This window comes from Streptococcus sp. A22, from assembly GCF_043674215.1.
Taxonomy (GTDB): Bacteria; Bacillota; Bacilli; order Lactobacillales; family Streptococcaceae; genus Streptococcus; species Streptococcus suis_V.
The window spans coordinates 19,901-44,690 of sequence record NZ_JBIMJQ010000003.1; the positions used below are offsets into that span (position 1 = coordinate 19,901).

21 protein-coding genes are annotated in these 24,790 nt (G+C 45.5%); 8 read left to right on the forward strand and 13 right to left on the reverse strand.

Annotation, left to right across the window (positions count from 1 at the left end):
* Positions 1-88 precede the first annotated feature (88 nt).
* The 3 genes from ACHBHN_RS01660 (at position 89) to ACHBHN_RS01670 (ending at position 2,338) form a co-directional block, all read left to right on the forward strand.
* Complete coding sequence (locus ACHBHN_RS01660) at positions 89-541, forward strand: flavodoxin (protein ID WP_105110414.1); 453 nt, start codon at positions 89-91, stop codon at positions 539-541.
* A gap of 344 nt (positions 542-885) precedes the next feature.
* The gene (locus ACHBHN_RS01665; protein ID WP_105122537.1) at positions 886-1,161 is read left to right on the forward strand and encodes a chorismate mutase; all 276 of its coding nucleotides are present in this window, start codon (positions 886-888) and stop codon (positions 1,159-1,161) included.
* The gene (locus tag ACHBHN_RS01670) at positions 1,154-2,338 is read left to right on the forward strand and encodes a chloride channel protein (RefSeq protein ID WP_394733531.1); all 1,185 of its coding nucleotides are present in this window, start codon (positions 1,154-1,156) and stop codon (positions 2,336-2,338) included. The genes ACHBHN_RS01665 and ACHBHN_RS01670 overlap by 8 nt, the downstream gene beginning before the upstream one ends.
* Positions 2,339-2,548: 210 nt before the next feature.
* Here ACHBHN_RS01670 and ACHBHN_RS01675 read toward each other — a convergent pair whose 3' ends face one another.
* Together ACHBHN_RS01675 and ccpA are read right to left on the reverse strand one after the other, a co-directional pair.
* Positions 2,549-3,223 carry a hydrolase gene (locus tag ACHBHN_RS01675; protein ID WP_394733532.1) on the reverse strand — a complete coding sequence of 225 codons (675 nt, stop codon included), beginning with the start codon at positions 3,221-3,223 and terminating at the stop codon, positions 2,549-2,551.
* A 236-nt stretch (positions 3,224-3,459) separates the two neighbouring features.
* Complete coding sequence (gene ccpA / locus ACHBHN_RS01680) at positions 3,460-4,461, reverse strand: catabolite control protein A (protein ID WP_283241320.1); 1,002 nt, start codon at positions 4,459-4,461, stop codon at positions 3,460-3,462.
* 204 nt (positions 4,462-4,665) lie between these two features.
* Between ccpA and ACHBHN_RS01685 the strand changes: the two genes are divergently transcribed.
* Positions 4,666-5,751, forward strand: a complete 1,086-nt coding sequence (locus tag ACHBHN_RS01685; protein WP_105160576.1) for a Xaa-Pro peptidase family protein — start codon at positions 4,666-4,668, stop codon at positions 5,749-5,751.
* Positions 5,752-6,186: 435 nt separating this feature from the next.
* Here ACHBHN_RS01685 and tgt read toward each other — a convergent pair whose 3' ends face one another.
* Complete coding sequence (gene tgt, locus ACHBHN_RS01690) at positions 6,187-7,329, reverse strand: tRNA guanosine(34) transglycosylase Tgt (protein ID WP_105110421.1); 1,143 nt, start codon at positions 7,327-7,329, stop codon at positions 6,187-6,189.
* 140 nt (positions 7,330-7,469) lie between these two features.
* Here tgt and ACHBHN_RS01695 point away from each other — a divergent pair, with 140 nt between their 5' ends.
* Positions 7,470-8,324, forward strand: coding sequence for a DUF975 family protein (locus tag ACHBHN_RS01695; RefSeq protein ID WP_105110422.1), 855 nt, complete (start codon positions 7,470-7,472; stop codon positions 8,322-8,324).
* Between the two features lie 68 nt (positions 8,325-8,392).
* Here ACHBHN_RS01695 and ACHBHN_RS01700 read toward each other — a convergent pair whose 3' ends face one another.
* From ACHBHN_RS01700 to ACHBHN_RS01735, 8 genes are all read right to left on the reverse strand, one after another.
* Entirely contained in the window at positions 8,393-8,827 is a 435-nt protein-coding gene (locus ACHBHN_RS01700) for a CoA-binding protein (RefSeq protein WP_125266054.1), read from the reverse strand.
* 12 nt (positions 8,828-8,839) lie between these two features.
* Positions 8,840-9,106, reverse strand: a complete 267-nt coding sequence (locus tag ACHBHN_RS01705; RefSeq protein WP_394732774.1) for a hypothetical protein — start codon at positions 9,104-9,106, stop codon at positions 8,840-8,842.
* 19 nt (positions 9,107-9,125) lie between these two features.
* Positions 9,126-9,902, reverse strand: a complete 777-nt coding sequence (locus ACHBHN_RS01710; protein WP_394732775.1) for a glucose-6-phosphate isomerase — start codon at positions 9,900-9,902, stop codon at positions 9,126-9,128.
* Complete coding sequence (gene polA / locus ACHBHN_RS01715; RefSeq protein ID WP_394732776.1) at positions 9,889-12,525, reverse strand: DNA polymerase I; 2,637 nt, start codon at positions 12,523-12,525, stop codon at positions 9,889-9,891. Before polA ends, ACHBHN_RS01710 begins: the two co-directional genes overlap by 14 nt.
* A gap of 108 nt (positions 12,526-12,633) precedes the next feature.
* Positions 12,634-15,831 carry an FtsX-like permease family protein gene (locus ACHBHN_RS01720; RefSeq protein WP_394733533.1) on the reverse strand — a complete coding sequence of 1,066 codons (3,198 nt, stop codon included), beginning with the start codon at positions 15,829-15,831 and terminating at the stop codon, positions 12,634-12,636.
* A gap of 9 nt (positions 15,832-15,840) precedes the next feature.
* A complete protein-coding gene (locus ACHBHN_RS01725) occupies positions 15,841-16,542 on the reverse strand; it encodes an ABC transporter ATP-binding protein (protein WP_394733534.1) in 702 nt (233 codons plus the stop codon).
* 88 nt (positions 16,543-16,630) lie between these two features.
* Entirely contained in the window at positions 16,631-16,966 is a 336-nt protein-coding gene (locus ACHBHN_RS01730; protein ID WP_394733536.1) for a helicase BlpT, read from the reverse strand.
* 222 nt (positions 16,967-17,188) lie between these two features.
* Positions 17,189-18,064: a helix-turn-helix domain-containing protein gene (locus ACHBHN_RS01735; protein WP_105110428.1), complete on the reverse strand. Its 876-nt coding sequence runs from the start codon at positions 18,062-18,064 to the stop codon at positions 17,189-17,191.
* Between the two features lie 495 nt (positions 18,065-18,559).
* Here ACHBHN_RS01735 and ACHBHN_RS01740 point away from each other — a divergent pair, with 495 nt between their 5' ends.
* From ACHBHN_RS01740 to ACHBHN_RS01750, 3 genes are read left to right on the forward strand one after another with little or no spacing between them, the layout of a single operon-like run.
* Positions 18,560-19,777, forward strand: a complete 1,218-nt coding sequence (locus ACHBHN_RS01740; RefSeq protein WP_394732780.1) for a hypothetical protein — start codon at positions 18,560-18,562, stop codon at positions 19,775-19,777.
* A 2-nt stretch (positions 19,778-19,779) separates the two neighbouring features.
* Positions 19,780-20,640: an ABC transporter ATP-binding protein gene (locus ACHBHN_RS01745; protein WP_394732781.1), complete on the forward strand. Its 861-nt coding sequence runs from the start codon at positions 19,780-19,782 to the stop codon at positions 20,638-20,640.
* Between the two features lie 12 nt (positions 20,641-20,652).
* Positions 20,653-21,534: a hypothetical protein gene (locus ACHBHN_RS01750; RefSeq protein ID WP_394733538.1), complete on the forward strand. Its 882-nt coding sequence runs from the start codon at positions 20,653-20,655 to the stop codon at positions 21,532-21,534.
* Between the two features lie 67 nt (positions 21,535-21,601).
* Here the strand turns inward: ACHBHN_RS01750 and tpx are convergent, their stop codons facing one another.
* Together tpx and ACHBHN_RS01760 are read right to left on the reverse strand one after the other, a co-directional pair.
* Positions 21,602-22,087 (reverse strand): thiol peroxidase, encoded by a 486-nt coding sequence (tpx, locus tag ACHBHN_RS01755; RefSeq protein ID WP_105160587.1) that lies wholly within the window; start codon positions 22,085-22,087, stop codon positions 21,602-21,604.
* A 96-nt stretch (positions 22,088-22,183) separates the two neighbouring features.
* Positions 22,184-24,640, reverse strand: coding sequence for a heavy metal translocating P-type ATPase (locus ACHBHN_RS01760; RefSeq protein WP_394733539.1), 2,457 nt, complete (start codon positions 24,638-24,640; stop codon positions 22,184-22,186).
* Positions 24,641-24,790: the final 150 nt, after the last annotated feature.

A 24,790-nucleotide genomic window follows, 5' to 3' on the forward strand; every position in this document is an offset into this window, starting at 1 on the left:
CCTTTCCCAATATTTTAGCACAATCTCCCCCTTTTGAAAAATAAGGGAGTGTGGTATAATGGGATTACTATGTAACTTGGAGGAAATTATGGCACTAGCAAAAATTGTTTACGCTAGTATGACTGGTAACACAGAAGAAATTGCGGATATCGTAGCTAGCAAACTAGAGGAATTAGGTTTGGAGGTACAGGTTCATGAATGTACCACAATTGAGACGGAAGAAATCCTAGATGCTGACTTGATTGTCGTTGCGACCTATACTTATTCTTATGGTGGCGACGGTGAATTGCCAGATGAAATCATTGATTTCTACGCTGACCTAGCTGACCTGGACTTGACTGGTAAGGTCTACGGTGTCTGTGGTTCTGGCGATACCTTCTATGATGATTTCTGTAGTGCGGTAGATGATTTCGACACTATGTTGGGGTCACGTGGCGCGGTCAAAGGTGCTGAAAATGTCAAGGTAGACCTGGCTGCTGAAGACGAAGACATCGTTAACTTGGAAAAATTTGCCAGCGATTTAGCTGCAAAATTAGATTAAGATGCAGAACAAAATAACCAGTAACAGGTGTTACTGGTTCAGAACGTAGACAAACTAAACTCTGGATAAATAAACTGAATAGCTCTGCTAAGAAAAAATAAAAATTAAGTTTATTTCGCGAGCGGAGTGAGCCTTAAGTCGGGACTTTCTGCTGTGATGAAAACGCTAGAAACGTTGTCGTTTCTAGCGTTCGGAGTCATTGAGACCTTAGGCTCAATGACTAGGTATGGAATTCCGAAGGAAGTCGCTACCGTCCAACATCACCTCAGGAAAGTCCGAAAAGAGACTTTGTCTACAAACTCAACCAGTAACAGGTGTTACTGGTTTTCTTAAAGGAGAATGGGATGCTATTAGAAGACATTCGAAAAGACATTAACGACTTGGACTGCCAACTTGTCAGCTTACTGGAACAACGCATGGAATTGGTCGATCAGGTCACAGCCTACAAACGTGCGACTGGAAAGCCAGTCCTGGATGCCAGCCGCGAACAAGCTGTTCTAGATAGAGTCGGTAGCCTGGTGGAAAATCCAGCTTACCGCTCTGCCATTGTCGCCACCTTCAGTGACATTATGGCCCAGTCCAGGATCTACCAGGCGGAAAAATTGGCTGACTATGAATAACAAAATTTCACGCACTGGACAGCTCAGTCTCTTTTCCCTTATCATTGGTCTCGCCGCAGGAGTGATTGAAACAATTTTTGGCAGAGTCTTGTTGGCTATAGGCACTATCCGTACCAATTACTTCTCCTACCTCATTCCCTTACTCAGTCTTGCCGGACTTCTCATCATCTTTGTCTATCAAAAATGGGGGAAATCCGTCCAAGCTGGGATGAATTTGGTGTTTCAGTCAGGACAAGGACAAGACACCACTATTTCCCCTATTCTAATCCCACTGATTACCACAACCACTTGGCTGGGACATCTGGTTGGCGCATCAGTAGGACGCGAGGGGGTCGCTGTTCAATTGGGTGCCAGCATATCGCACTGGCTGGGTAAGCTCTGGAAAAGCGCACTTCCTAAAGACACTATGACGCAAATTGGGATGGCTGCTGGCTTTGCTGGGCTCTTTCAAACGCCTTTGGCTGCTAGTTTATTTGCTGTCGAGGTCTTGGTGGTCGGGAGCATTTCTTGGGTTGCCCTGCCTTACTGTCTCCTTGCTGCTATCATCGCCTCTTCTACCTCACATTGGCTAGGCTTGGAAAAATTCAGCCATTCCCTGTCAGCTTTTCCCTTCCAATTTGAAGATCTATTCAAGTGGATGTTAGTGGCCATCTGTCTCGGACTGATCGGTAACTGCTTCGCTTGGATCCTCACACATGCCAAAGCAGAAATATCTACTTTTCTTCCCAATCCTTACTGGAGAATGCTTGCACTGGGCTTGTTACTCTCGCTCTTTCTCTATTTAGCACACCTCGGTCGCTATTCTGGTTTGGGGACTAATTTAATTGAGGCTAGTCTATCTGGAAATACAATTTTTGCTTATGACTGGCTACTCAAGTTGGTCTTTACCTGCTTGTGCTTAATTGCAGGTTTCCAAGGCGGTGAAGTCACCCCACTCTTTGCCATCGGTGCAAGTGCAGGACTTGTTTTGGCACAGTGGCTTGGTCTCCCACCAGAATTGGTTGCTGCACTAGGTTATTGCGCTGTATTTGGCACTGCGACCAATACACTCCTTGCTCCTATTTTGATTAGCTACGAGGTGTTCGGTTCTGCCATTCTTCCATTTGCCCTACCTGTGCTCGGAGTCGCTTATTTCCTCAACCGTAAACAAACCATCTACGGGCAACAAATTCATTGAATAGATAGAAAAGTCTGATTAGTAGGCTTTTTTCTTTCTCAAAAATTCAAAAAGAAACGCTGATGTTACAACGTTTCTCAAGTCATATCTATCTCCCCTACTGGAATCGAACCAGTAACTAATTCTTAGGAGGAATTTGTTATATCCATTTAACTAAGGGAAGGTTACCCTTCTATTGTAACCTAGAAGGGAAAGGATTGCAAGACTGGATTAGTCTGCTGCGTGCTTACGGTATTTTTCCATTTTGGCTTTGAACAATTCCCCATTGCTAGGTGCCGTGTAGGTAACCGCATTCGCTCCAGCCTCAATGACTGCGCGAATGCTGCCTTCGGTCGGACCGCCTGTTGCAATAATCGGAAATTCGGGGAAATCTTGACGAATCTTGGCCACAACCCGCGCAGTATCTGCTCCACAAGAAACATTGAGAATATCAACACCAGCCTCAATCCGGGCCTTAATATTTGATTTCTCAGAAACTACCGTATAGATGATAGGAATATCCACAACCTTGTTGATTTCCTGTATAGTATCGACATTGGTCGGACCATTGACAACAACCGCATAGGCACCTTCTGATTCAGAAAAGAGGCTCATATTAGCAGAGCGGAGACCTGTGGTCAAGCCACCACCCACACCTGCAAGTACAGGAACTGAAGCTACCAGCATGATGCTCTTAAGAATAGCTGGACTAGGCGTAAAAGGATAGACTGCTAGCACAGCGTCTGCATTATGATTGGCAATAATCGCAACATCCGTCGTAAACAAAATCGAGCGGATTCTGCGTCCGTAAATCATGATACCGCTACATTCTTTGATAATATTAGGCATCTGCACAATATCCTGGCGCAAATCTGACAAGATTGACGGTGGAACTGGCTTGTTCATAGGTCACCTCCATTTTTATATTTTAGAACATCAAGACTAGTCGCAAAAGGAAACTCCCCATCTCAGCAAGAACATTTCCCATCCTTAGCTGAAAATTGAAAACCTCATGTCCACTTAGACTTCTAGACTAGTTAGATTTCGGTTTAATAATATTCATTATAACACATTTTTATCAGGAATAGGAAGCTATCCCTGAAAAAATCAAAAAATCCGGAAAATCGTCCGGATCCTTTGAACTATTTGGTAGATTTGCGAACCTTAATGCCGTGATTCAGAATGACTTCACGGTTTTCCAATTCTTCCTTGTGCATGATTTTGGTCAGCATCCGCATGGCAATGGCACCAATATCATACAATGGCTGATTGATAGAAGTCAGGTTAGGTCGTGTAAACTTGGTCACCAGTGAATCATCGCTTGTAATGATTTCAAAATCTTCTGGAACGCTGAGACCCTTGTCTGAAATACCATTCAAGAGACCTGCTGCAATTTCATCTTCTGCCACCAAGGCTGCCGTCGCACCTGCGTTCAAGATACGTTCAGCAAGAGCATAGCCTTCTTCATACTTATACTTAGATTCAAAGACTAGGCCTTCGCTAAAGTCCAAGCCCGCTTCTTGCAAGCCATCCTTATAACCAGCAAAGCGGACCTTGCCATTGATATCATCAACCAACGGTCCAGATACAAAGGCGATTTTCTTGTTGTTTTTAGCCAACAGGGTAACCGCATCCTTGCTTGCTGCAGCGTAGTCAATGTTTACGCTCGGCAATTGTTTTTCCAAATCAACCGTACCAGCCAGAACAATCGGTGTACGTGAACGAGAAAACTCCGCACGAATCTTATCTGTCAAATGGTAGCCCATGAAAATGATACCATCCACCTGTTTTGAAAAGAGGGTGTTGACCACATTAATCTCTTTTTCATCGTTCTCATCGCTATTGGCAAGGACGATATTATACTTATACATATCGGCAATGTCATCAATCCCCTTAGCCAGGGTTGCAAAGTAAGCGTTAGCAATATTTGGGATAACCACACCAACAGTCGTCGTCTTCTTGCTGGCCAAGCCACGGGCAACGGCGTTAGGACGGTAATCCAAGCGCTCGATGACCTCTAAGACTTTTTTGCGGGTATTTTCCTTAACGTTCTTATTTCCATTGACAACGCGGGAAACGGTCGCCATAGAGACCCCGGCTTCGCGGGCAACGTCATATATCGTTACCGTATCATCAGTATTCAACATATTTGTGTTTCCTTTCATCTTTCTTTTTCTATGAAAATTACGCTTTCACTCTCTTATAGTGTATCACTTTTTGTAAACACTTTCAAGAGAAAAATAGGACTTTTTTCGCTAGGACTTGCAAATTTTTTGATTTTTTGAAACAATAGTCCATATAATAAACGAAAATTTCATTTTTCTTATCATCAAAAGAAAGGTATGCCTATGTCTAAATTACAATATGTGCAAGATTACCTAGAAAACAATCAACTTGAATTGGCCATTTTCTCAGATCCTTCCAGTATCTACTACCTGACCGGCTATCACGCTGACCCACACGAACGCCACATGTTCCTCTTTGTCATGCCAGACCATGAACCGCTCCTCTTCCTACCAGCTCTCGATGTCGAGCGCGCTCGTGCAACTGTTTCATTCCCCGTAACTGGCTACATGGATTCTGAAAATCCTTGGAAAATCATCCAGGCAAGTCTGCCAAACAAGGCCTTCAAGACAATCGGTGCTGAATTTGACAATATGAATTTGACCCGCTACCACGGTCTCCAGTCTATTTTTAATCAGCCTTTCTCAGACATCACTCCGCTGATCAATACCATGAAATTGATTAAATCCCGCGATGAAATTGAAAAAATGTTTATCGCAGGTGAATTTGCGGATAAGGCCATGCAGGTCGGATTTGACAACATTTCCTTGAATGTCACAGAAACCGACATTATCGCCCAGATTGAATTTGAAATGAAAAAACAAGGCATTTCAAAAATGAGTTTCGATACCATGGTCTTGACCGGTAATAATGCAGCTAATCCTCACGGCATTCCCGCTACTAATAAGATTGAAAACAATGCCCTGCTTTTGTTTGACTTGGGCGTAGAAACGCTAGGCTACACTTCTGATATGACACGGACAATTGCGGTCGGTCAGCCTGATCAATTCAAAAAAGACATTTACAATCTCTGTTTAGAGGCCCACATGGCAGCTGTCGAGATGATTAAACCCGGTGTGACTGCTGGTGAAATTGACTACGCTGCTCGCTCTGTTATTGAAAAATCTGGTTATGGTGAGTATTTCAACCACCGCCTGGGCCACGGTTTGGGAATGAGCGTTCATGAATTTCCATCTATCATGGAAGGCAATGATTTGGTTATTCAAGAGGGCATGTGTTTCTCTGTTGAGCCAGGTATCTACATTCCGGGCAAGGTCGGCGTCCGCATTGAGGATTGCGGTCATGTGACCGAGAACGGCTTTAATGTCTTTACCAAAACGCCTAAAGAACTCTTGTATTTTGATGTATAAAAAGAGAACCTCCTACTATTTTGTAGGAGGTCATTTACTTACCTATTTTTTTAGAAAAGTTGTTAATAGTCGAAAAGCATGGATCATTAGAATAACAAGAATAGCAATAACATTGATAAGAAGTGGTATTATTACGAAAGCAAGTCCATATATAGCAATGATAGTTGCATCTTCTATCTCAGCTCTGTTACTCAAGTACATCATATATAAATAGCTGGATGCCAAAATGAAAAAAATAACATAAATACCTTTGGTCCAATAGTGATATAAAAATCTATAAATCAAGGCATTTCCAACTAGCGTAGCAATAATAAGTAGTAAAATTAGCCAGTTTTCGACTAAATAAAGGAGCCAAAATATGAAAGGGAGACTCATCGATACCAACAAAGTCCCTAATATCAGACCCGCTCTTTTAAGAATTACATTCATACTTGATTAAAAATTTCGTCCATTTTTGCCGTAGCCATATTTTTCCATAAAGTCCTGACGGAATTCGAGCAGGTTATCGTCCATGATAGCCTGACGAACATTTTTCATGAGGTTAATCAAGAAGAAGAGATTGTGGTAGCTGGTCAAGCGGATACCAAATGTCTCGTCGGCCTTAAGTAAATGACGGAGATACGCACGTGTGTAGTTTTTACATGTGTAGCAATCGCACTCTGGATCTAATGGTGTAAAGTCCTCAGCGAACTGAGCGTTTTTAACCACAAGACGTCCTTGACTGGTCATGCAAGTTCCATTACGTGCAATGCGTGTTGGTAGTACACAGTCAAACATATCAACCCCACGAATCACACCATCAATCAAGCTATCTGGTGCTCCAACACCCATGAGGTAACGAGGCTTATTCTCTGGCAATAGTGGGGTGGTGAAATCCAAGACTGCATTCATCTCATCATGGGTCTCACCGACAGCCAAACCACCGATGGAATAGCCCGGAAAATCCATGCTGACCAGATCGCTAGCTGATTGGCGACGGAGGTCTTCAAAACCAGCCCCTTGGACAATCCCGAAGAGCCCTTGGTCATGCGGGCGACGGTGAGCCTTTAGACCACGCTCCGCCCAACGGCTGGTCCGTTCAATGGACTTCTTGACATAGTCATACGGTTGGTAGAATTGCGGGCATTCATCAAAGCTCATCATGATGTCAGAACCAAGATTATTCTGGATGGAAATGGCTTTTTCCGGCGACAGGAACATCTTACTACCATTGAGATGGTTTTTAAAGGTCACACCTTCCTCGGAAATATTGCGGCTATCTGCCAGCGAATAAACCTGGAAACCGCCCGAATCTGTCAAAATCGGCTGGTCCCAATTCATGAATTTGTGGAGTCCACCGGCACGCGCAATCAGCTCATCACCAGGACGAAGCCAGAGATGATAGGTATTGGACAAAATAATGCCCGACCCCATTTCTTTCAGCTCCTCAGGCGACATGGTCTTGACCGTCGCTTGCGTTCCCACTGGCATAAACATAGGCGTTGGGAAGGTCCCGTGTGGTGTGATAATCTCACCCAAACGAGCACCTGTGTGCTTTTCTTTCTTGATCAAGCGATACTTGATTGGTACATCTGTCATATATATTTACCTCCTACCAGGAAAAACAGTCCTGGGAAAATCAACAGGGCTCAGCTGAGCCTGCAACTAATCTAGTCTATCAAAATTTACCTTTCTTGTCACTTGAAACTGTGTTAAAATATGGAGGAAAGGAAGGCTTTATGTTTACACTATCATCTATTCGCCAAAAAGCTCGCCTGAGCCTGAGAAGGAATCCTACTAGCTTTAAAATCGTTTTACTTCCTGTCCTTCTCACTCTGCTGATCAATCTATTTACAAATTCCCAGACAGATATGGAGCGTGTTGCAGACATTAGCCAGGACACCCAGGCTAGCATTTATTACCTACTGTCCATTTTAGGATTTACAAGCTTCTACAGGTTGCTCCTTGCTCTTCTGCTACTCTCCGTCTCCTACAGCCTATTCCTATTGATGTTGGGCAAAAAAGCGACAGGGAAACTTTCTGATAGCCTAGCTATCTTCAGCCATCCATCATTTGGAAAATTCTTGGCGGTTTTCAGTTTAAAAACAATCCTGCTCATTCTCTGGAGCTTGATTTTCTACATCGGTGCCTTCTTGCTGCTAGGGTCTAGTATCCTCATCGGCAACCTGTCCGCAGAACTGCTTCAAGCCAACTCGGTTGAAGTACAGGAAAGCCTGACTGGCATGATAGCTATCGGCTTTTTGGTTTTTATTGCTGGTTTGTTCCTGGTCTGCATTGGTCTGGCCATCTATTTGCCACAGGTCTATGCCTATTCCCAGGCTGAGAACATTCTCTTCCAACGCTTGGAAGCGGACACTTATACCAGTGCCAGAGCCATTTTGAAGGAAAGCCGTCAATTGATGAAGGGCTACAAATGGAAACGATTCCTCTTGGATTTGAGCTTCTTGGGATGGTTTATCTTGACCATTATCACTAGCGGACTTGCGGATTTCTATGTTCTTCCCTATCACAAGACTGCCCAGATTTATTTCTATCAGGCTATTCTGGAAGAAAAAAGTACCAAATCAATATAATTCGACCATTCAAAAAGCGATGTCCGCTCACTTGCGGCATCGCTTTTTATTTATGTTTTTAGTTAATACTATGCTCCTGTCATGGCCAAGTATTCAATCTTGATGCACTTGTTCATGACAATGGCAGAGCGCCCAGCCTGACGCAGGATCTCTTCTGCTTCTTGGCTCTCCAAACCCAGCTGAGCCCAAAAGATTTTAGCATCTGTTTGGATAAATTCACGCGCTACATCGGGCAAGAATTCACTGCGACGGAAAATATCGACAATGTCAATCGGCTGGTCAATATCCAGCAGACTAGCATAGACTGGCTCACCAAGAATGGTTTGGCCAACTGCCGTCGGATTAACAGGAATAATCTTGTAACCAGCCTCCTGAATGAGCTTGGAAACCCGATAGGATGTGGCATCCTCACGAGCAGACAAGCCCACAACCGCAATGGTCTTGGCGTTTCTCAGATAATCAAAGATGACATTCTGATCTGGATTTTGAAAAGAATAGGTCATAACTACCTCCTTTTAAGAGTGATAATGATAGACAAATAGGAAAATCAAGAGGGCAAGCAGGCACACCGGGCGGATAAGCCTGACTTCTCTCTTGCTCAGTATCGAACGACCTGGCATTTGGGGAAAGAGGGCCACCAAAACTGCCGTAGCAGCCAGACCTATATTGGCCAGATAGGCCATCTTGGTCAGACTTGCCAGTAGGAAGCTCAGAAATGTAAGTCCTACTCCCAACAGAATCATTTGCCCATAGGTCCGTGTTTGCAGCCATTCTTGCATCATGGTCGTCCTCTGAGTGTTCTTATTTCTTAGAAAGGGAATAAACTACATCCTTAAGCTGACCGATAGCTTTCTTGAGTGCTGTACGGTCCTTGTCCAAGCCTGGATCCAACGAGTAGTAGATAGAGCCTACAACAACAGAATCATCATACTCTCCAGTTGATTCCATCCGATAGAAGGTCAGGCGGGCCATTTTTTGATCGTTCATAATCTGACGACCGGCCTTCCACTCCTGGTCATTGATGATCACAACTGACTGCTCAATGAAATTGTGGTTGGTTTCCGCCATACGGGCAGCCAACTCTTCTTCGTTCATGTTAACACCTTCTTCCAGTGGTGACTTGTTGAAAGCATTGATATTGTAGAGTTGAACCATGTAGTTGTTAGCGCCTTCCTTGACATCGTAAACCGCAGCTAGGGTCTCATCTTCTGTGTTTTCTTTATTGATGGTCCAGTTGGCAGGCACATCGTAGTAGCGCCAATTTTCTTTGATATTGCCGTTTTCATCACGTTCCGCAACACCATTGTTAGCCGCATGTATCTTATGACCTTTTTGCGTCTCATCAGCTGGCGGATTATCATTGACAGCAACGACTGGGACATTGACAAGAACATTGAAATGTTCATTTGTGGTGTCTTGTTTTTCTTTTAAAATAGGCAATTGAGTTGAGAAATCATCACCCGAAGGATTGGTTCCCTTGTTTTCTTTCTTCTGGCCACAGCCAACGAGAATCACACTAAACAAGGCAAGTAGAAGAATTGATTTTTTCACGTTATTTCCTTTCTTATTTAGCTTCATACCAGGTCTGACCGGCATTTTCATCCGCAAGCAGTGGCACAGACAGGGCAATGGCGCTTTCCATCGTTTCCTTAACCATAGCTTTGACCGTTTCCAGCTCTGCCATTGGTACCTCCAAAACAATCTCATCATGGACCTGAAGGAGCATGCGGGTAGATAGACCAGCCTCGGTCAGGGCCTTGTCCAAGTTAATCATAGCCACCTTGAGAATGTCTGCGGCCGATCCTTGAATCGGTGAGTTGATGGCTGTCCGCTCCGCAAAATTCCGGACGTTGAAGTTGCGAGAGTTAATATCTGGTAATTCTCGACGGCGCTTGTAGATGGTTTCTACAAAGCCCTTATCTCGTGCCTCACGGACGATGGTCTCCATGTAGTTCTTGATACCTGGGAAACGTTCAAAATAGGTGTCGATGTAATTCTTAGCCTCTTTTCTCGTGATTCCGAGGTTGTTAGAAAGTCCGAAGTCAGAAATGCCGTAGACCACACCAAAGTTGACAGCCTTGGCATTGCGACGGTCGTTAGCTGTCACATCTTCTGATTTTTCAATGCCAAAGACCCGCATAGCTGTCGAGGTATGAATGTCTGCCCCCTGCTGGAAGGCCTCAATCAAGTGCTGGTCCTGGGAAATATGGGCCAGGACACGGAGCTCAATCTGCGAATAGTCCGATGCCAGAAGAACGCTGTCTTCCAGCGAAGGCACAAAGGCCTTACGAATGAGACGACCCTGCTCCAGGCGGACCGGAATATTCTGCAGGTTGGGGTCTGTTGAAGACAGACGCCCTGTCTGGGTCAGGTCCTGGACATAGCGGGTGTGAATCTTGCCATCTGCTAGGATAGCATCCTGCAAGCCAATGACATAAGTAGACTGGAGCTTGCTAATCTGACGGTATTCCAAAATTTTCGACACGACTGGGGCAATAGGCGCCAGACGCTCCAGGACATCAACGGCCGTTGAATAGCCCGTCTTGGTCTTTTTAGTATATTCCAATGGTAGGCCCATATCCTCAAAGAGAATGGTGCCCAGCTGCTTAGGCGAATTTATATTGAATTCCTGACCAGCCAGCTCATAGATTTCCTTGGTCAGTTGGTCGATGAGGATCTCATTTTCAGCCTGCATGGCTTGGAGAGTCTCTTTTTCTACCTTGATACCGGCAATTTCCATCTTGGCAAGGACATCCGCCAGGGGCAATTCCATCTCGTAGAAGAGCGCCAATTGCTCATGTTCTTCGAGTTTTGCCAGCATAGCTTGCTCAGTCTCAATCAAGACCTGGACCTTACGAGCCAGATGCGGGAAGAATTCCTCACGGGCTGGTAGGGCCAATTTGGCTCCCTTACCATAGACCGCCTCATCTGGCACCAAGCTAGTCTGACCGTAGAGGTTGGCAATGGTGGTCAAGGTATTGTCCTCAACTGTTGACAGGAGATACTTGGCCAAGCGACTGTCAAAGCTGGCAAGAGGAAGGTTCAGGCTCTTTCTAGCCAAGAGAACCTTACCACGTTTGAAATCATAGGTCTTAATGGTCTGATGTTCCAAGAAATCACGCAGGATAGGACTGTCCAGTAATTCTGGACCACCGACATAAATCCCGTCCTTATCGCCCCAGGCCAGGCCAACAATTTCCTCTCGGTGGTAATTTTCACCTAGAATCTCAAAATAGAAGAACTGGTCCTTCTTGAGCATATCAGCCGTCACATCTGTAACCGTTTGGAAATCCAGTACTACTTCCTCTTGGGTCTCGGTCACTCCCAGCTGGGCCCGGAGTTGCTTAAATCCCATGTCATCGTAGAATTGAGCCAGCTCCTCAATATTTGAACCAGTGTAGGCAATGTCGTCCAGGCCAATCTCAATCGGAGCATTGGTATCAATAGTCGCAAGGGTCTTAGACAGGAAGGCCTGGTCCTTGTCGTTGATGAGGTTTTCCTTCATCTTGGAGGCCTTCATGCTGTCTATATTTTCGTAGATCCCCTCTAAGCTGCCGTGTTCAATGAGGAGCTTGAGACCCGTCTTTTCACCGATTTTAGTCACGCCAGGGATATTATCCGACTTATCCCCCATGAGGGCCTTGAGGTCGATAAACTGGGCTGGGGTAATCCCCATTTTTTCCATGAGGTAAGCTGGGGTAAATTCCTCAAATTCTGCCACGCCTTTCTTGGAAATCTCCACAACTGTATTTTCATCTGTCAGCTGGATCAAGTCCTTGTCACCACTGACAATGGTTACATCAAAAGGAGTCTCTATCCGCTCTGCCATTTTGTCCAAGGTACCGATAATATCATCTGCCTCGTACTGTGCCAGCTCATAGTGCTTGACCCCCATGGCATCCAGCATCTGACGGATAAAAGGGAACTGCTCGCGGAACTCGTCCGGTGTCTTGGCGCGGCCCGCCTTGTAGTCGGCGTACATCTCCGTCCGGAAGGTGGTCTTTCCAGCATCAAAAGCCACAAGAATGTGGGTCGGCTCAATCCGCTTCATCATGTGGTCCAGCATGAGGTTAAAGCCATAAATCGCGTTGGTGTGGAGCCCAGTCGGACTCTTAAAACGGTCAATTTGGTTGTAGAGTGCAAAGAAAGCACGGAAGGCTACAGAAGAGCCGTCGATTAGTAAAAGCTTGTTTTTATTCATAGGTCTATTATAGCATGAAAAAGAGGTTTTGGTGGGCTGGGGAGGGCTGGAAAAAGAAAAATCCTAGCTAGGTTGCTAGGACTTCCTGAAGGTTTCATCAAATAAATTCTACTCCACTGACTTGAGGGCTTCCAGCATGTCGACCTTTCTGAGCTGGTGGTTGACATACCAGCCCAAGCCTGCCAGAATGCCCACTATGGCTAGGACAGGGATGATGTAGACTTCTGCACCCACATGGGGATTAAAGCGAATGGAGTCTGAGCCAATCATGGCCAGGAGCAGGCGGTGCAGGTAAAAACCTGATACCAGACCGACCAGCACGCCAATCAAGGACAGGGCAATGGTTTCCCGGTAGATATACATGGTCACTTCCTTATTGTGGAATCCCAGCACCCGAATGGTAGACAGCTCCCGGATTCGCTCGGACATGTTGATGATGGTCAGATTGTAGAGGATGACCAAGCCCAGCAGGATAGAGAGAACCACTAAGATGGTCATGACCGACTGCAAGGAGCCTGCCATGGCCGTCAGCATGTTCATGAGCGAAGTATTTTGCACCAGACTCTTGACTCCAGGCATGGCTAGGAGCTGACTGGCTGTATCTTGGACCTGGTCGACTTGCCCCTGCTTGAGCTGGACCAGATAGCCATTAGCCGTCCGCCGCTTGCCCGTCACCTGCTCATAGTAGGCGTCCGTCATATAGATGAAGTGACCTGCATACATCTCGGCTACATCGGCCACACGGACGGTCACTTGCTCATCTTCCAGAGTCAGCTTGAGCTTATCACCCCTTCCGACACCGTAGAGCTGGGCCAGTTTTTCCGTTAGGACAATGCCCCTGCCACTAAGCTGGATGGACTGACCAGCCTTATTTTCCAGGCTGACCAGATTTCCTATATCCTCTCTGTCCGTCACATAGATACCGACAGACAGTTTTTTTCTCACATCGCCAATCTGCAGGGTCTGATTGGTCTGTTCAAAGGCAATTGGCAAGGACTGGCGGACCTGGTTTGACTGGAGAAAGGCAGTCAACTTGTCCAAGTCCTCCTCAGAAGCTCTGCCATTTTCCACCACCAGTAGGTCATAATGGAGCAGGTCTCCAAACTGGCGATCGACCACCCCAGAGATAGAGGAGCGAATCCCCAGACCGCCAAAGAGGAGGGCGACGGTGCCGGCCACGCCAAAGATGGTCATGAGCATGCGGAGCTTGTAGCGGAAGATATTGCGGGCCGTCACCTTGTGAGTAAAGCTGAGACGAGACCAGACTGCCTGCCACTTCTCCAAAAGAATCTTGGAGCCCGCTGCTGGAGGTTTGGGCAGGAGCAAATGGGCTGGCTTTTCCTTGAGTTCCCGGTGGACCACCAGATAGGCCGGCAGAACCGAGGAAATGAGGGACAGGACCAGGGCTAGCAGGGTCCAGAGGGGATAGAAATGGAGCTTGGCAGGGCCAATCACCGTGGTCTTGGTGATGATATCCGAAATCATGGGCGACAGGGCGAAATTGCCTGCCAAAATACCAACCAAGGTGCCCAATAGACCGGCACCTAGACCATAGAGGATGAACTTGGTCATAATCTGACGGTTGGTGTAGCCCAGAGCCTTGAAGAGACCCGACTGGCTGCGCTCCTCGTCGACAAATCGAGCCATAGTGGTAAAGGTAACCAGGGCCGCTACCAGATAGAGGACTACTGGAAAGACATTACCCACTGCGGCAATAGAGCGAGTAGCATTGCTGTAGGTCGTATAGCCGTCTCCACCTGGTAGGCTGGACCGAGTAAAGACCTGATAGGGTGATTTCTCCAGCTTGGTCAAGTCTTCCTTGGCATGGGCCAATTCATCCTCGGCCTCCTTGATGTCCTTGGTGGCATCTGCTTTTTTGTTGCTGAGCTCTGCTTGGACCTGGTTCAAGTCCTGATCCGCCTGATTGAGACGGAGAGCCTCTTGATTGAGGGTCAGACTGGATGATTCCAGAAGACTAGCCCCCCATTCATAATCAGCGAAACCAGCCTGATAGGCTGCCAGACCTTGCTCGTATTGGGCCAGACCCGCCTGGTATTGGGCTAGACCTGCTTGGTGCTGGGCGTTCCATTCATTGAAGCTGGCAAGACCTGCCTCGTACTCGCCTAACTTAGCTTGGTAGAGGCTGTAGCCTGACATGTAGGTCTGATAGGCTGTGTCGTAATCCGCAGCATTGGGATCCAATTTTTCTAGGTCTGCATCCAGCTGGGCCTTGGCCTGGTTAAGCTGATTGGCAGATACTTCCAGCTGGGCATAGTTTTCTTCTAGGAAGACACCTGTCTGGTCCAGCTGGAGCTTGCTGGCATCCAACTCTGCTTTGCTGGCTTCTAATTGGGCCTTGCTGACCATGAGTTGGTCATAGGCCGCTTGCAATTCTGCTTCAGATTGGATAATCTTGGCTCTGCCACGGGCAAATTCTGACCTACCCGTTTCCAGCTGCTCTTTACCAGACTGGAGGTCCTGCTCTGCCTTTTCCAAATCAGCCTTGGCCTTAGAAATATCCTGCTCTCCCTTGGCAATCTCTTCCTGGCCTTCCGACTGGATGCTGGCCAAACGGAGCTCGTCGTTATCAGACAGGAGCTTTTCCAAGTCTTCCTGGTGCTGCTCCAACTTGTCTTCATAGGCTGGACTGGCATAATCCAAGCCTGCCAAATCATCGTAGCGGATCCGGGCAATGGTGTAAACGTCCGAGTCGAAGGCTTCTTCCATGGCCAGACCGTAGCCAGCCAGCTGTCCATTGCCGCTAGAGGCCAGACCCATGGTCGTGTTGTCCAAGATTTCCGAAGAGGCCACAAAGCCAACTACCTTGAACTGGTTTTGCGCGAGAAGAGTTCCACCCTTGTCTGGCTCCGTCATGTCTATCCTGTCACCGATTTTGAAGGATGATTGAAGCGAGGGTGACAGGGCAATTTCGTCTTTTTGCTTGGGAAAATTTCCTTCCAAGAGCTGATAGCCTGAAATGGTCGGACTGGCCGAAAAGAGGCGAACTGCCTGGTCCTTTTCAAGAGTCACATCCTTAAAATATCCAGCCTCAACCCGCGCACCCTCGACGGACTCTAGCTCCTTGATGTCATCCCGAGAAATTCCCAGACCAGATAGGACAGCCAAGTCCATGGTCTGATGCTCTTGCAAATACGCCTGGGCAGTTCTCTCCATATTTGGGGCCGTGACCTTGAGCCCTGTCAGAGCAAGAGCTCCAAGCATCATGAGGCTAAAGATAGACAGGAAACGCCCCTTGGAAGTCGTCAGGGCCTGACCAATGTCCTTCCAATAAATCTTCTTTTTCATAGCCACCTCCTAGTACTCCAGACTGGCGATGTCCTGGGGATAAGGATTGAGAACAATCTCATGCACACGCGCATCCCGCATCCGAATGACCCGGTCCGCGATAGGAGCAAGCGCCGCATTGTGGGTGACAATAATCACGGTCGCCCCCTGCTTGCGGGACATGTCCTGGAGGATTTGCAGGACCTGCTTGCCTGTCTGGTAGTCCAGGGCACCTGTCGGCTCGTCACAGAGTAAGAGCTTAGGCTTTTTGGCGACGGCTCTGGCAATGGCAACCCGTTGCTGCTCACCGCCTGATAGCTGGGCTGGAAAATTATTGATTCGATGACCCAGGCCAACCTGCTCCAAGACCTCTTCCGCATCCAGGGCATCCTGGACGATTTCCGCTGCCAGCTCTACATTTTCTTTGGCCGTTAAATTAGCCACTAAATTGTAAAATTGGAAGACAAAACCCACATCATCTCGGCGGTAATTGGTCAGCTGGTGACTGGTCAATTGGGCAATATCAACGCCGTCAATCAGAATTTGCCCCTCATCAGCCGAGTCCATACCACCCAAAATATTGAGCAGGGTGGATTTTCCCGCACCAGATGAACCAAGAATGATGACCAGCTCTCCCTTTTCAATCTCAAAGGACACACCGTCATTGGCCACAATGGTCGCATCCCCCATTTGGTAGTATTTTGACGAATTGATTACTTGGATATAGGACATGGTACACCTCGCTACTTCTCTTCCTAACAACTGTATTCTTACTACTTATTATAGCACAAAAGAGGGTTTTTACCCTCTCCTTCATCTTTTACACTTGGGCAATAGCAGAGCCACCATAGAGTTTTAACTCTTCTCTGATTGTTTGGTAGTAGTAACGATCAAAGGCCTTCCAAGCCTGCCTGCTAGTCTCACTCAACCGCAGATCGCCCAGTCCAACCAAAAAACTGGTCGAACGATAAAATTTCTCAATCGCAATCAGCTCAGAATTGGTAACAGACTCTGCCTCCGACAATATGCGTGTCGTCTCTGTCAGATTATGCTGGAGTCGTTGTTCATCAGCTGTTCCTAGCTTGTCTGCTTGGAAGGCCCGATTCAAGTCTTGAATGAGGGCCAAAACATCCTGAATAATCCGTGTCTTTTCCATAAAAGACCCTCCTTGTTTTTGATAAATTTAGTATATCAAATTAGACGAAGATATTCAAGTTGTTTATTATTTCATAATATTAATTCCCCCAGGATCAAATCCATCAGAAGTTCTCGTAACGGTTCGTTTAAGGGGAATGATTACTATTGCGATTGCGAGAAACAGACACACGAATTTAATTATCCGTTTCATAACTACCTCCTTTTTGATATAACTAATTTTTCAATATATTTCCTTACCCATTGTTACTAAAAAATTCTTCAATGACAAATATAACTTTGTATTTCCTTGTAACTTGTATAAAACTAGTGCCTGCTCATACAAATCTAAAACTTCATCTTCTCTCAATAAGCCTTTGCTGATATTCCCCAACAAACATAGTAAATCTGGCAATAAAAAACTACTGTTGTAGGCATTCAATTGGTTGATTAGCTCTGTCACTTCATCTAAAGCTAAGTTCGTCTGTTTTCGTTTTAGAAGAAATCTAGCATAATTGTAACCAATCTTTATATAGGCTTGAAAGTCGGCATTGGTTGATAAATCAAGCTTATTTACCTCTGATTTTACATTGCTGATTAACTCCATATATTTGTCATCTTCACCAACTTCACCTAGAAAACTGGCGTAGCTGTTCAAAAAATCTAAATAAAAATAGTAATGAGGAGCGATAATGGCACTTAGTCTATCAAACTCTTTTGTCGCAAAATCCCTTTCATTGTATAAGTAAAATCGAACCAAGATAAAAATATAATCTAAATAGGCCTTATCTTCCTCATTCAATAAGTGCTTGCTTTCCACCTCTTTCACATACAATTGCTCTACAATTTCATAATTTCTGAGAAGCAATTGTTGGGAGAAAATAGTTCGTATTTTCCCTATACTATGTCTACTTTCTTGAACAAATTCCTCAAAAAAATAATTCATGGTCACACCCAGCCTATTAGACAATAGGAAAAGAATTTCCGATGAGGGAGAAAGGTTGGTATTTTCGATTCTACTAATCAAACTCTGCTCACAAATATCCTTAGCTAAAGCACTCTGAGTCAGTCCAAGTTCTTTTCTTCGTTGCTTAAAACGACTACCACTTATACTATTCATAACATACTCCAAATTTATTTAATAATATTATACACTATTCCGGAATGAATTTACTCATTTTTATATTAAAATTTTCATTTTTATATTGACTACATTTAAAAAAATTAATATAATAGTATGCAGAAAAGAGGTTTTCTACAAAAGAATGGAGAATACAACATAAAAAAGATTGTTTTGCGTTCAGCCTTGCTACTATCTATCATTAGCCCTATACTAGCAACAACTACAACTCTATCTGTAAATGCTGAAACCTCTCTAAGAGTGGCAGCAATCCCTCGTTCCTATTACATTGACAGAAAATTTTTTGTAGTTCGTAATCTAACTCAAACTAAATAATAGACAGAATACCGAAATAGCGTAAGATATTCTGGCTCTTTATGCTTAACCGATTATCAAAAAACTAGTGACGGTAGTTACTTAGCATATTATTCAGGAACTATCTCTAGATAAAAATTAATACCTGTCCCTACAATCTCTTCTCTTTTGGAGGTATCTATGTTTCAAATTGAAGGTAAGCTATTTTTCCGTAGCAAGAAAAACTTGTTCGCTATCTTGGTCATGCTGATTGCCATCCTGTCTAGTTCATTTCTAGCAGGCTACCACAATCGGCAAGCTAAATTAAAGGTCATCCAGAACTATGAACAATACATTCAAAAATTTGAAAATATCATACAAGATTTAGAAACACAGTATCAGAAACAAGCCCTCAGCAAAGAAGATTATCAGGCTGAAAAGGACTTCTTTACAGACTATATTGCCAACTACCAAAAGGAGATTGAGGCGGTCAAGAAGGAGGACTGGACCTATTTTTATGAGAAAAATATCCAGCACTATCAGCGGGATGGCCAATACATCAGCCATTCCTACCGAAGCTATGAATTTACCCCACAAACTATCGAAAATACCTACTTGATTTCCAAGTATCTGCTAGAAAAGGAGATACCCTCAGCCTTTCCAACTGAGCTTTACCTAACAGCCTTTGAACATCCCCAAACACCAACAGATAGAGAAATCGTCAAGAGCCTGGGCCAGCAGGCCTTAAAAGGAACCAGTCATGAAATCTGGCAGGGACAAAAACAGCTGGGCCTGGTCATCACCCTTCCCCTCTTTCTCTTAACTTTCACCAATTTTTTCATCAAAGACCAGCAGGGAACTAGCCGGCAGATTCGCCTTTTACAGACCCTAGGGCTGACTAGAATCCGAATCACAACCAATAAATACCTAGCCTTCCTAACACTCTATACTGCCCTCTTTCTCACCCTCTATCTGAGCCATTTGCTCATCGCATTTTTGCTAAATGGCAATAGTAGCTGGATCTATCCCGTTACCACCTATAGCAGTAGTGGACTGGCTTACAGTTTTATCACTACAGCCATTAAACCTATATATCAAGTCATCTTGCTGGCCTGTGGCATGCACTATCTCTACCTTCTATTTCTGCTGGGAGTGGCACAGACCTTGGCTAGAGTCTTAAAAAATGGACTGGCTGGACTGGTTGTCACACTAGGACTTGTCATCTCTGCCAACTTCTATCCCCATATCTTCAATCCATTCAGCCTTTGGAATGCAGGCAATCTGGCGGACGGAAGTGCTATCATCTACCAACAATTAACAGGATACAGCATTCCAAAAGTCTTTATGGTTCTTCTCATCAGTAACCTGCTCATCTATATCCTGCAATTCTATCTCCTGACAAGAAAAAGTGAGGTCTAACCATGCGATTATCCATTCACAATTTGTGCAAATCCTACGGAAAAAAGAAAATACTAGACCAGCTAAACCTAGAACTGGTGGAACCTGGAATCTGGGCCTTGATTGGACCAAACGGTTCTGGAAAGACAACCCTCCTAGACTGCATTGCCAACCTGCAAACCTTTGATTCGGGAGAGATTTCAATAAATGGCAAAAAGCACGATAATCCAACTGTCTACCAAACCTTTGCCTACCTGCAGGACAACCGTGTCCTCTACCCTGAATTGACGGGGCTGGAGCATTTGCGATTGGTCCAAACTATCCAAGGTTTACCAAAAGAGCGGATTGAGGAAGTCATCCAAGAAATCGGCATCCGTGATTATGTGAATATCCCTGTCAAAAATTATTCCCTAGGAATGAAACAACATCTCCTGCTGGCTATCGGTATTATGAACAAGCCCCAGGTCATGCTCTTGGATGAACCCTTGAACGGCTTGGACCCAACCAGCTACATCCAGACCAGAAAATTGCTCCAGAAACTAGCCAAAAATGGTTCAACCATTATCGTGTCTTCCCACCAATTAAACGAAGTGGACCAACTAACCGACCAACTGCTCTTTCTTAAACAGGGAAAAATCATTGAGTGGAAACTGGAACAGGTTGGGCGACAATATACCGTTCAGACTAGTGACAATCAGACAGTTTATCAGAAACTTAGACAAGTAGAGGGATTGACTTTGGTCAATGATAGCATTCAGGTAGATACCAGTGTTCATAGTCTGCATTTCTACCTTGACCAAGTCATGACTTGTCAGGTGAAAATTTTGGATATTAGCATTCAGGAGCACCAGTCCGAAGAAATCTATAAAGAACTATTTGAATAGGGAGGTCTGACTATGAACACCCTAACTCTTTTCATTCTACGACTGAAACGTAATGCTATTTTTCTAGCCCTCATGACTGCTGTGGCTCTTATCCCACTTGCTCTGTCCTATCGGAATGTTCTAGAGGCCGAAAACCTACGATTTGAGGATCGAACCCGTATCATACAAATCAAAAAAGAAGCTGAAATTGTCTTGTATGCTGACGATAAGGAAGTCCAAGCCTTAGACCAGGAAAGCATGGATTATTATAAAAAACTCTTGGAACTGACGACCACCTACTTAGAAAAGGAACATATCCAAGGAAAAAGTCAGGAGGTCTTGGAAACGGAGTTAGAACTCTACCAGACCTTGCAAAACTGGGAGGCAAAGGGAAATAGAGTCAATCATTTTACGAGTAGCGAACTGGCAGAACGTATCACAGTCTATAAAAAAGTTCTAGAGCAAACTCTTACCTTTCACTACCCTACTGCTCCCAAGGACTTTTATCTGACCTTGTTACAATTTCTTCCAGCTAGTATCTATATCATCCCCCTTGTCATCTGCTCTTTGATAGTCTGGCTCCTCATGACCGACCTTTCCAAACATCGTGGCCTCCTCCTTATCAACGGACTATCCCCTAGTCAATATGCCACTAGCCTGACCTTACTTGCTCTTCTCCTCCAAGTTGCGATCTATACTCTCATCCTGTTCATGCTACTTCTATTGGCACATCAGTTCCAATTTACCTTCCAAGAAGACTATCCTCTACTTGTCGGCACAAATACTCTATCTACCATATCTATCAGGGAACAATTACAGAAACTCCTGCTGGTAATGGCTGGAGTGACAGTTTTCTATCTGACCTTTATCCGATTAGCAACTGCTAAAGTCCTACAAAGATATAAGCTAAAATAAGCCACCTCGAAAATGGTGGCTTTTTGCTATCAAAAAACGATGCCTGTTCAGACACCGTTATATTCTTTTATTTGACAGCCTCTAAAGCCGCTTCATAGTCTGGGTGTTCGTTGACATTGTCCAGGTATTCTACGTAGGTGATTTCATTGTCGGCATTGAGGACAAAGACCGCACGCGCCAAGAGGTTCCACTCCTGCATGAGAAGGCCATAGGATTTTCCAAAGGCATGGTCATAATAGTCGGACAGGGTCACTGCAGACTCCAGGCCAGAATTTCCACACCAGCGCTTTTGGGCAAATGGTAGGTCGACAGAAACCGTGATAACCACTGTGTCTTCCTTGCCAGCCAGCTCTTCATTAAAACGGCGGGTCTGGGTATCACAAATACCTGTATCAATGGACGGCACGACGCTGATAATCTTGGTCTTCTTGCCATAGTCCTTGAGACTCTTGAGATTGAGTTCATTGTCCATGAGGACAAAGTCAGGCGCCTTGTCACCAACCTGCAAACGTGGACCTACTAGGGTCACTTCTTTTCCGATAAATGTCGTCATTTTCAATCTCCTTCCGATTGCTATACCCATTGTAAGCGTTTTTTGAAAAAATTACCACTAATTTGACTAAAGATGTAGAGATTGACACAAATTTGCTTAAATCAATTTTCTGGTCCGCAAACGCAGGGCATTGAGCAGGACAGATACAGAGCTGAGGGCCATGGCTGCTCCAGCCAGCATTGGATTGAGAAGGGGACCGCCGAAGAGATGGAGGAGGCCCATGGCAATCGGAATGCCGATGACATTGTAGGCAAAGGCCCAGAAGAGATTTTGCTTGATGGTTTTCATGGTCAATTGGCTCAGTCGAACAGCCTTAGGAACATCCATCAAATCACTGTGCATGAGAACCAAGTCTGCCGTTTCGATAGCGACATCAGTACCAGAACCAATGGCAATACCAACCTCGGCTTGGGCCAAGGCAGGAGCATCATTGATGCCGTCTCCGACCATAGCTACCTGCTTGCCTTGGGCTTGTAGGGCCTTGACCTGATTGGCCTTGTCCTCTGGCAAGACTTGGCTGATGACGGTGTCAATTCCCACTTGGTCAGCAATGGCCTGAGCTGTTTTCTCATTGTCCCCTGTCAGCATGACCACTTCCAATCCCATCTGGTGCAAAGCCTGGATGGCTGCGTGACTGGATGGTTTTACTTGGTCAGCAATGGCAATGACTACCAACAAGTGTCCGTCTGCTGCCAGATAGACAGGCGTCTTGGCTTGGTTGGCGTAGGTTTCTGCTGTCGCAATGGCAGAGCCAAGCGCAATCCCAGACTCCTTCATCAGCTTTTCATTGCCCAACAAAATAGTCTGCTCTGCTATTTTCACCGACAAACCGCGACCGGAAAGGGCTTGGAAATCCTGACTAGGGAGAAGAGATAATCCAGCGTCCTCTGCGGATTTGAGCAGGGCTTGAGCCAGCGGATGCTCAGAGTATTGCTCCGCACTTGCTGCCAGCTGGAGAACTTCTTCCTCAGTGGCAGAACTGAAAACTGTCATGTCCGTCACTTGAGGTTTGCCTTGGGTAATGGTTCCCGTCTTGTCGAAAACGATGGTGTCGACCTTTTGAAGGACCTCAACGGCTTGACCTGACTTGAAGAGGAGACCATTTTCCGCCCCCTTACCAGTCCCGACCATAATAGCCGTCGGTGTCGCAAGTCCCAGAGCACAAGGACAGGCAATGACCAGCACTGAAATAGTGATGGAAAGAGAGAAAATCCAAGGCTCTTGCCCCAAGGTCCACCATGCTAACCCAGATAGGAGGGCCAGGACCATAACAATCGGCACAAAAACCGCTGAAACACGGTCAGCCAGCTGGGCAATGGGCGCTTTAGAACCCTGTGCCTCTTCAACCAGCCGAATAATTTGTGCCAGAGTCGTATCTGCTCCAACCTTGGTCGCTTGCATTTGAAAGGCACCATGCTGATTGAGTGTGGCACCCACTACGCTATCACCGACTGCTTTTTTGACCGGCAAACTTTCTCCCGTCAGCATAGACTCATCCACGGTCGATTGACCTTGGAGAACTTTTCCGTCAACTGGAATTTGTTCACCCGGACGGACCTGCAAGACATCCCCAACTTGGACTTGTTCTAAGGGAAGGGTGACTTCTTGCCCGTCGCGGATTAGTCTGGCTGTCTTAGGAGCTAGGTTCATCAATTTCTTGATGGCATCGGACGTCCATCCTTTGGACAGGGCCTCCATGTGTTTCCCAAGGGTAATCAAGGTTAAAATCACAGCGGCAGACTCGAAATAGAGCTCGGGGTGCCCATGCGACAGATCCGCCTGACCTCTCGCAATCAGAACCGTCATAATCAGACCTTGCACAAGAGCTGCGCTAGTTCCCACCGCAATCAAGCTGTCCATATTGGGATGGCCTGCAAACAGTGTCTTAAAACCTTTTTGATAGAAGGCGCGCCCAATATACATGACCGGCAGAGTCAGAAATAGTTGAACCAAGGCGAAAGTCAAGGGTTGATGAAGAAAGGCAGGTAAAGGTAAACCACCACCCGGTAACATTGGCCCCATGGCGATATAGAGTACGGGCAGGGTGAACACAGTTGACCAGATAAAACGGGACCACAAATCTGATTGATATTGTTCCTTACTTTCGACAGCTGTAACAGGCGAATTTGTTTGTGGCAAGACAGCCTTGTAACCAGCCTGCTCAACGGCAGACAGAATCGCAGCTGCATCTAAGCGATCCTTGTCATATGTCATCGTTGCCTTTTCCGTTGCCAGATTGACAGCCACTTCTTCCATACCAGCCAGTTTCCCTAGCGCCTTTTCTACCGTCATGGCACAGGAAGCACAGGTCATGCCCTCAATAGCATAGGTTTCTGTAATAAGGTTGCGGACCAAGCCATAACCAGCCTTTTCAACTGCATGACCAATGTCGCTAAGGCTCAAGACATTTTCATCAAAACTGACACTCAATTTTTCAGTTGCCAAATTGACGCTGGCTTCCTCTACTCCTGTCAATTTCCCAACAGCTTTTTCCACTGTCATGGCACAAGAGGCACAGGTCATGCCTGATACACTAATACTTTCTTTTTGCATTTTTCTTTTTTCTCTCCTTTGACTACATTTGTAATTATATTTTACAACAATTGACTACAAATGTAAACAAACTTGTTTTAAAAAATCCATTTGAAAGAAAAATCCTAGACCTCCGTGTTTCCTTCCCCACCTAAACAGCCTGCGATATGC

What these genes read in the sequence shown, in the direction of transcription:
- tgt (WP_105110421.1), bottom strand. Translation starts at nt 7,329, where the DNA reads ATGACAGATGTACCAATCAAGTATCGCTTGATCAAGAAAGAAAAGCAC.
- polA (WP_394732776.1), bottom strand. Translation starts at nt 12,525, where the DNA reads ATGAATAAAAACAAGCTTTTACTAATCGACGGCTCTTCTGTAGCCTTC.
- ACHBHN_RS01685 (WP_105160576.1), top strand. Translation starts at nt 4,666, where the DNA reads ATGTCTAAATTACAATATGTGCAAGATTACCTAGAAAACAATCAACTT.
- ACHBHN_RS01720 (WP_394733533.1), bottom strand. Translation starts at nt 15,831, where the DNA reads ATGAAAAAGAAGATTTATTGGAAGGACATTGGTCAGGCCCTGACGACT.
- ACHBHN_RS01665 (WP_105122537.1), top strand. Translation starts at nt 886, where the DNA reads ATGCTATTAGAAGACATTCGAAAAGACATTAACGACTTGGACTGCCAA.
- ACHBHN_RS01760 (WP_394733539.1), bottom strand. Translation starts at nt 24,640, where the DNA reads ATGCAAAAAGAAAGTATTAGTGTATCAGGCATGACCTGTGCCTCTTGT.
- ACHBHN_RS01730 (WP_394733536.1), bottom strand. Translation starts at nt 16,966, where the DNA reads ATGGAAAAGACACGGATTATTCAGGATGTTTTGGCCCTCATTCAAGAC.
- ACHBHN_RS01670 (WP_394733531.1), top strand. Translation starts at nt 1,154, where the DNA reads ATGAATAACAAAATTTCACGCACTGGACAGCTCAGTCTCTTTTCCCTT.
- ACHBHN_RS01745 (WP_394732781.1), top strand. Translation starts at nt 19,780, where the DNA reads ATGCGATTATCCATTCACAATTTGTGCAAATCCTACGGAAAAAAGAAA.
- ACHBHN_RS01660 (WP_105110414.1), top strand. Translation starts at nt 89, where the DNA reads ATGGCACTAGCAAAAATTGTTTACGCTAGTATGACTGGTAACACAGAA.
- tpx (WP_105160587.1), bottom strand. Translation starts at nt 22,087, where the DNA reads ATGACGACATTTATCGGAAAAGAAGTGACCCTAGTAGGTCCACGTTTG.
- ACHBHN_RS01700 (WP_125266054.1), bottom strand. Translation starts at nt 8,827, where the DNA reads ATGACCTATTCTTTTCAAAATCCAGATCAGAATGTCATCTTTGATTAT.
- ACHBHN_RS01750 (WP_394733538.1), top strand. Translation starts at nt 20,653, where the DNA reads ATGAACACCCTAACTCTTTTCATTCTACGACTGAAACGTAATGCTATT.
- ACHBHN_RS01695 (WP_105110422.1), top strand. Translation starts at nt 7,470, where the DNA reads ATGTTTACACTATCATCTATTCGCCAAAAAGCTCGCCTGAGCCTGAGA.
- ACHBHN_RS01735 (WP_105110428.1), bottom strand. Translation starts at nt 18,064, where the DNA reads ATGAATAGTATAAGTGGTAGTCGTTTTAAGCAACGAAGAAAAGAACTT.
- ACHBHN_RS01675 (WP_394733532.1), bottom strand. Translation starts at nt 3,223, where the DNA reads ATGAACAAGCCAGTTCCACCGTCAATCTTGTCAGATTTGCGCCAGGAT.
- ACHBHN_RS01705 (WP_394732774.1), bottom strand. Translation starts at nt 9,106, where the DNA reads ATGATGCAAGAATGGCTGCAAACACGGACCTATGGGCAAATGATTCTG.
- ACHBHN_RS01725 (WP_394733534.1), bottom strand. Translation starts at nt 16,542, where the DNA reads ATGTCCTATATCCAAGTAATCAATTCGTCAAAATACTACCAAATGGGG.
- ACHBHN_RS01740 (WP_394732780.1), top strand. Translation starts at nt 18,560, where the DNA reads ATGTTTCAAATTGAAGGTAAGCTATTTTTCCGTAGCAAGAAAAACTTG.
- ACHBHN_RS01710 (WP_394732775.1), bottom strand. Translation starts at nt 9,902, where the DNA reads ATGAAGCTAAATAAGAAAGGAAATAACGTGAAAAAATCAATTCTTCTA.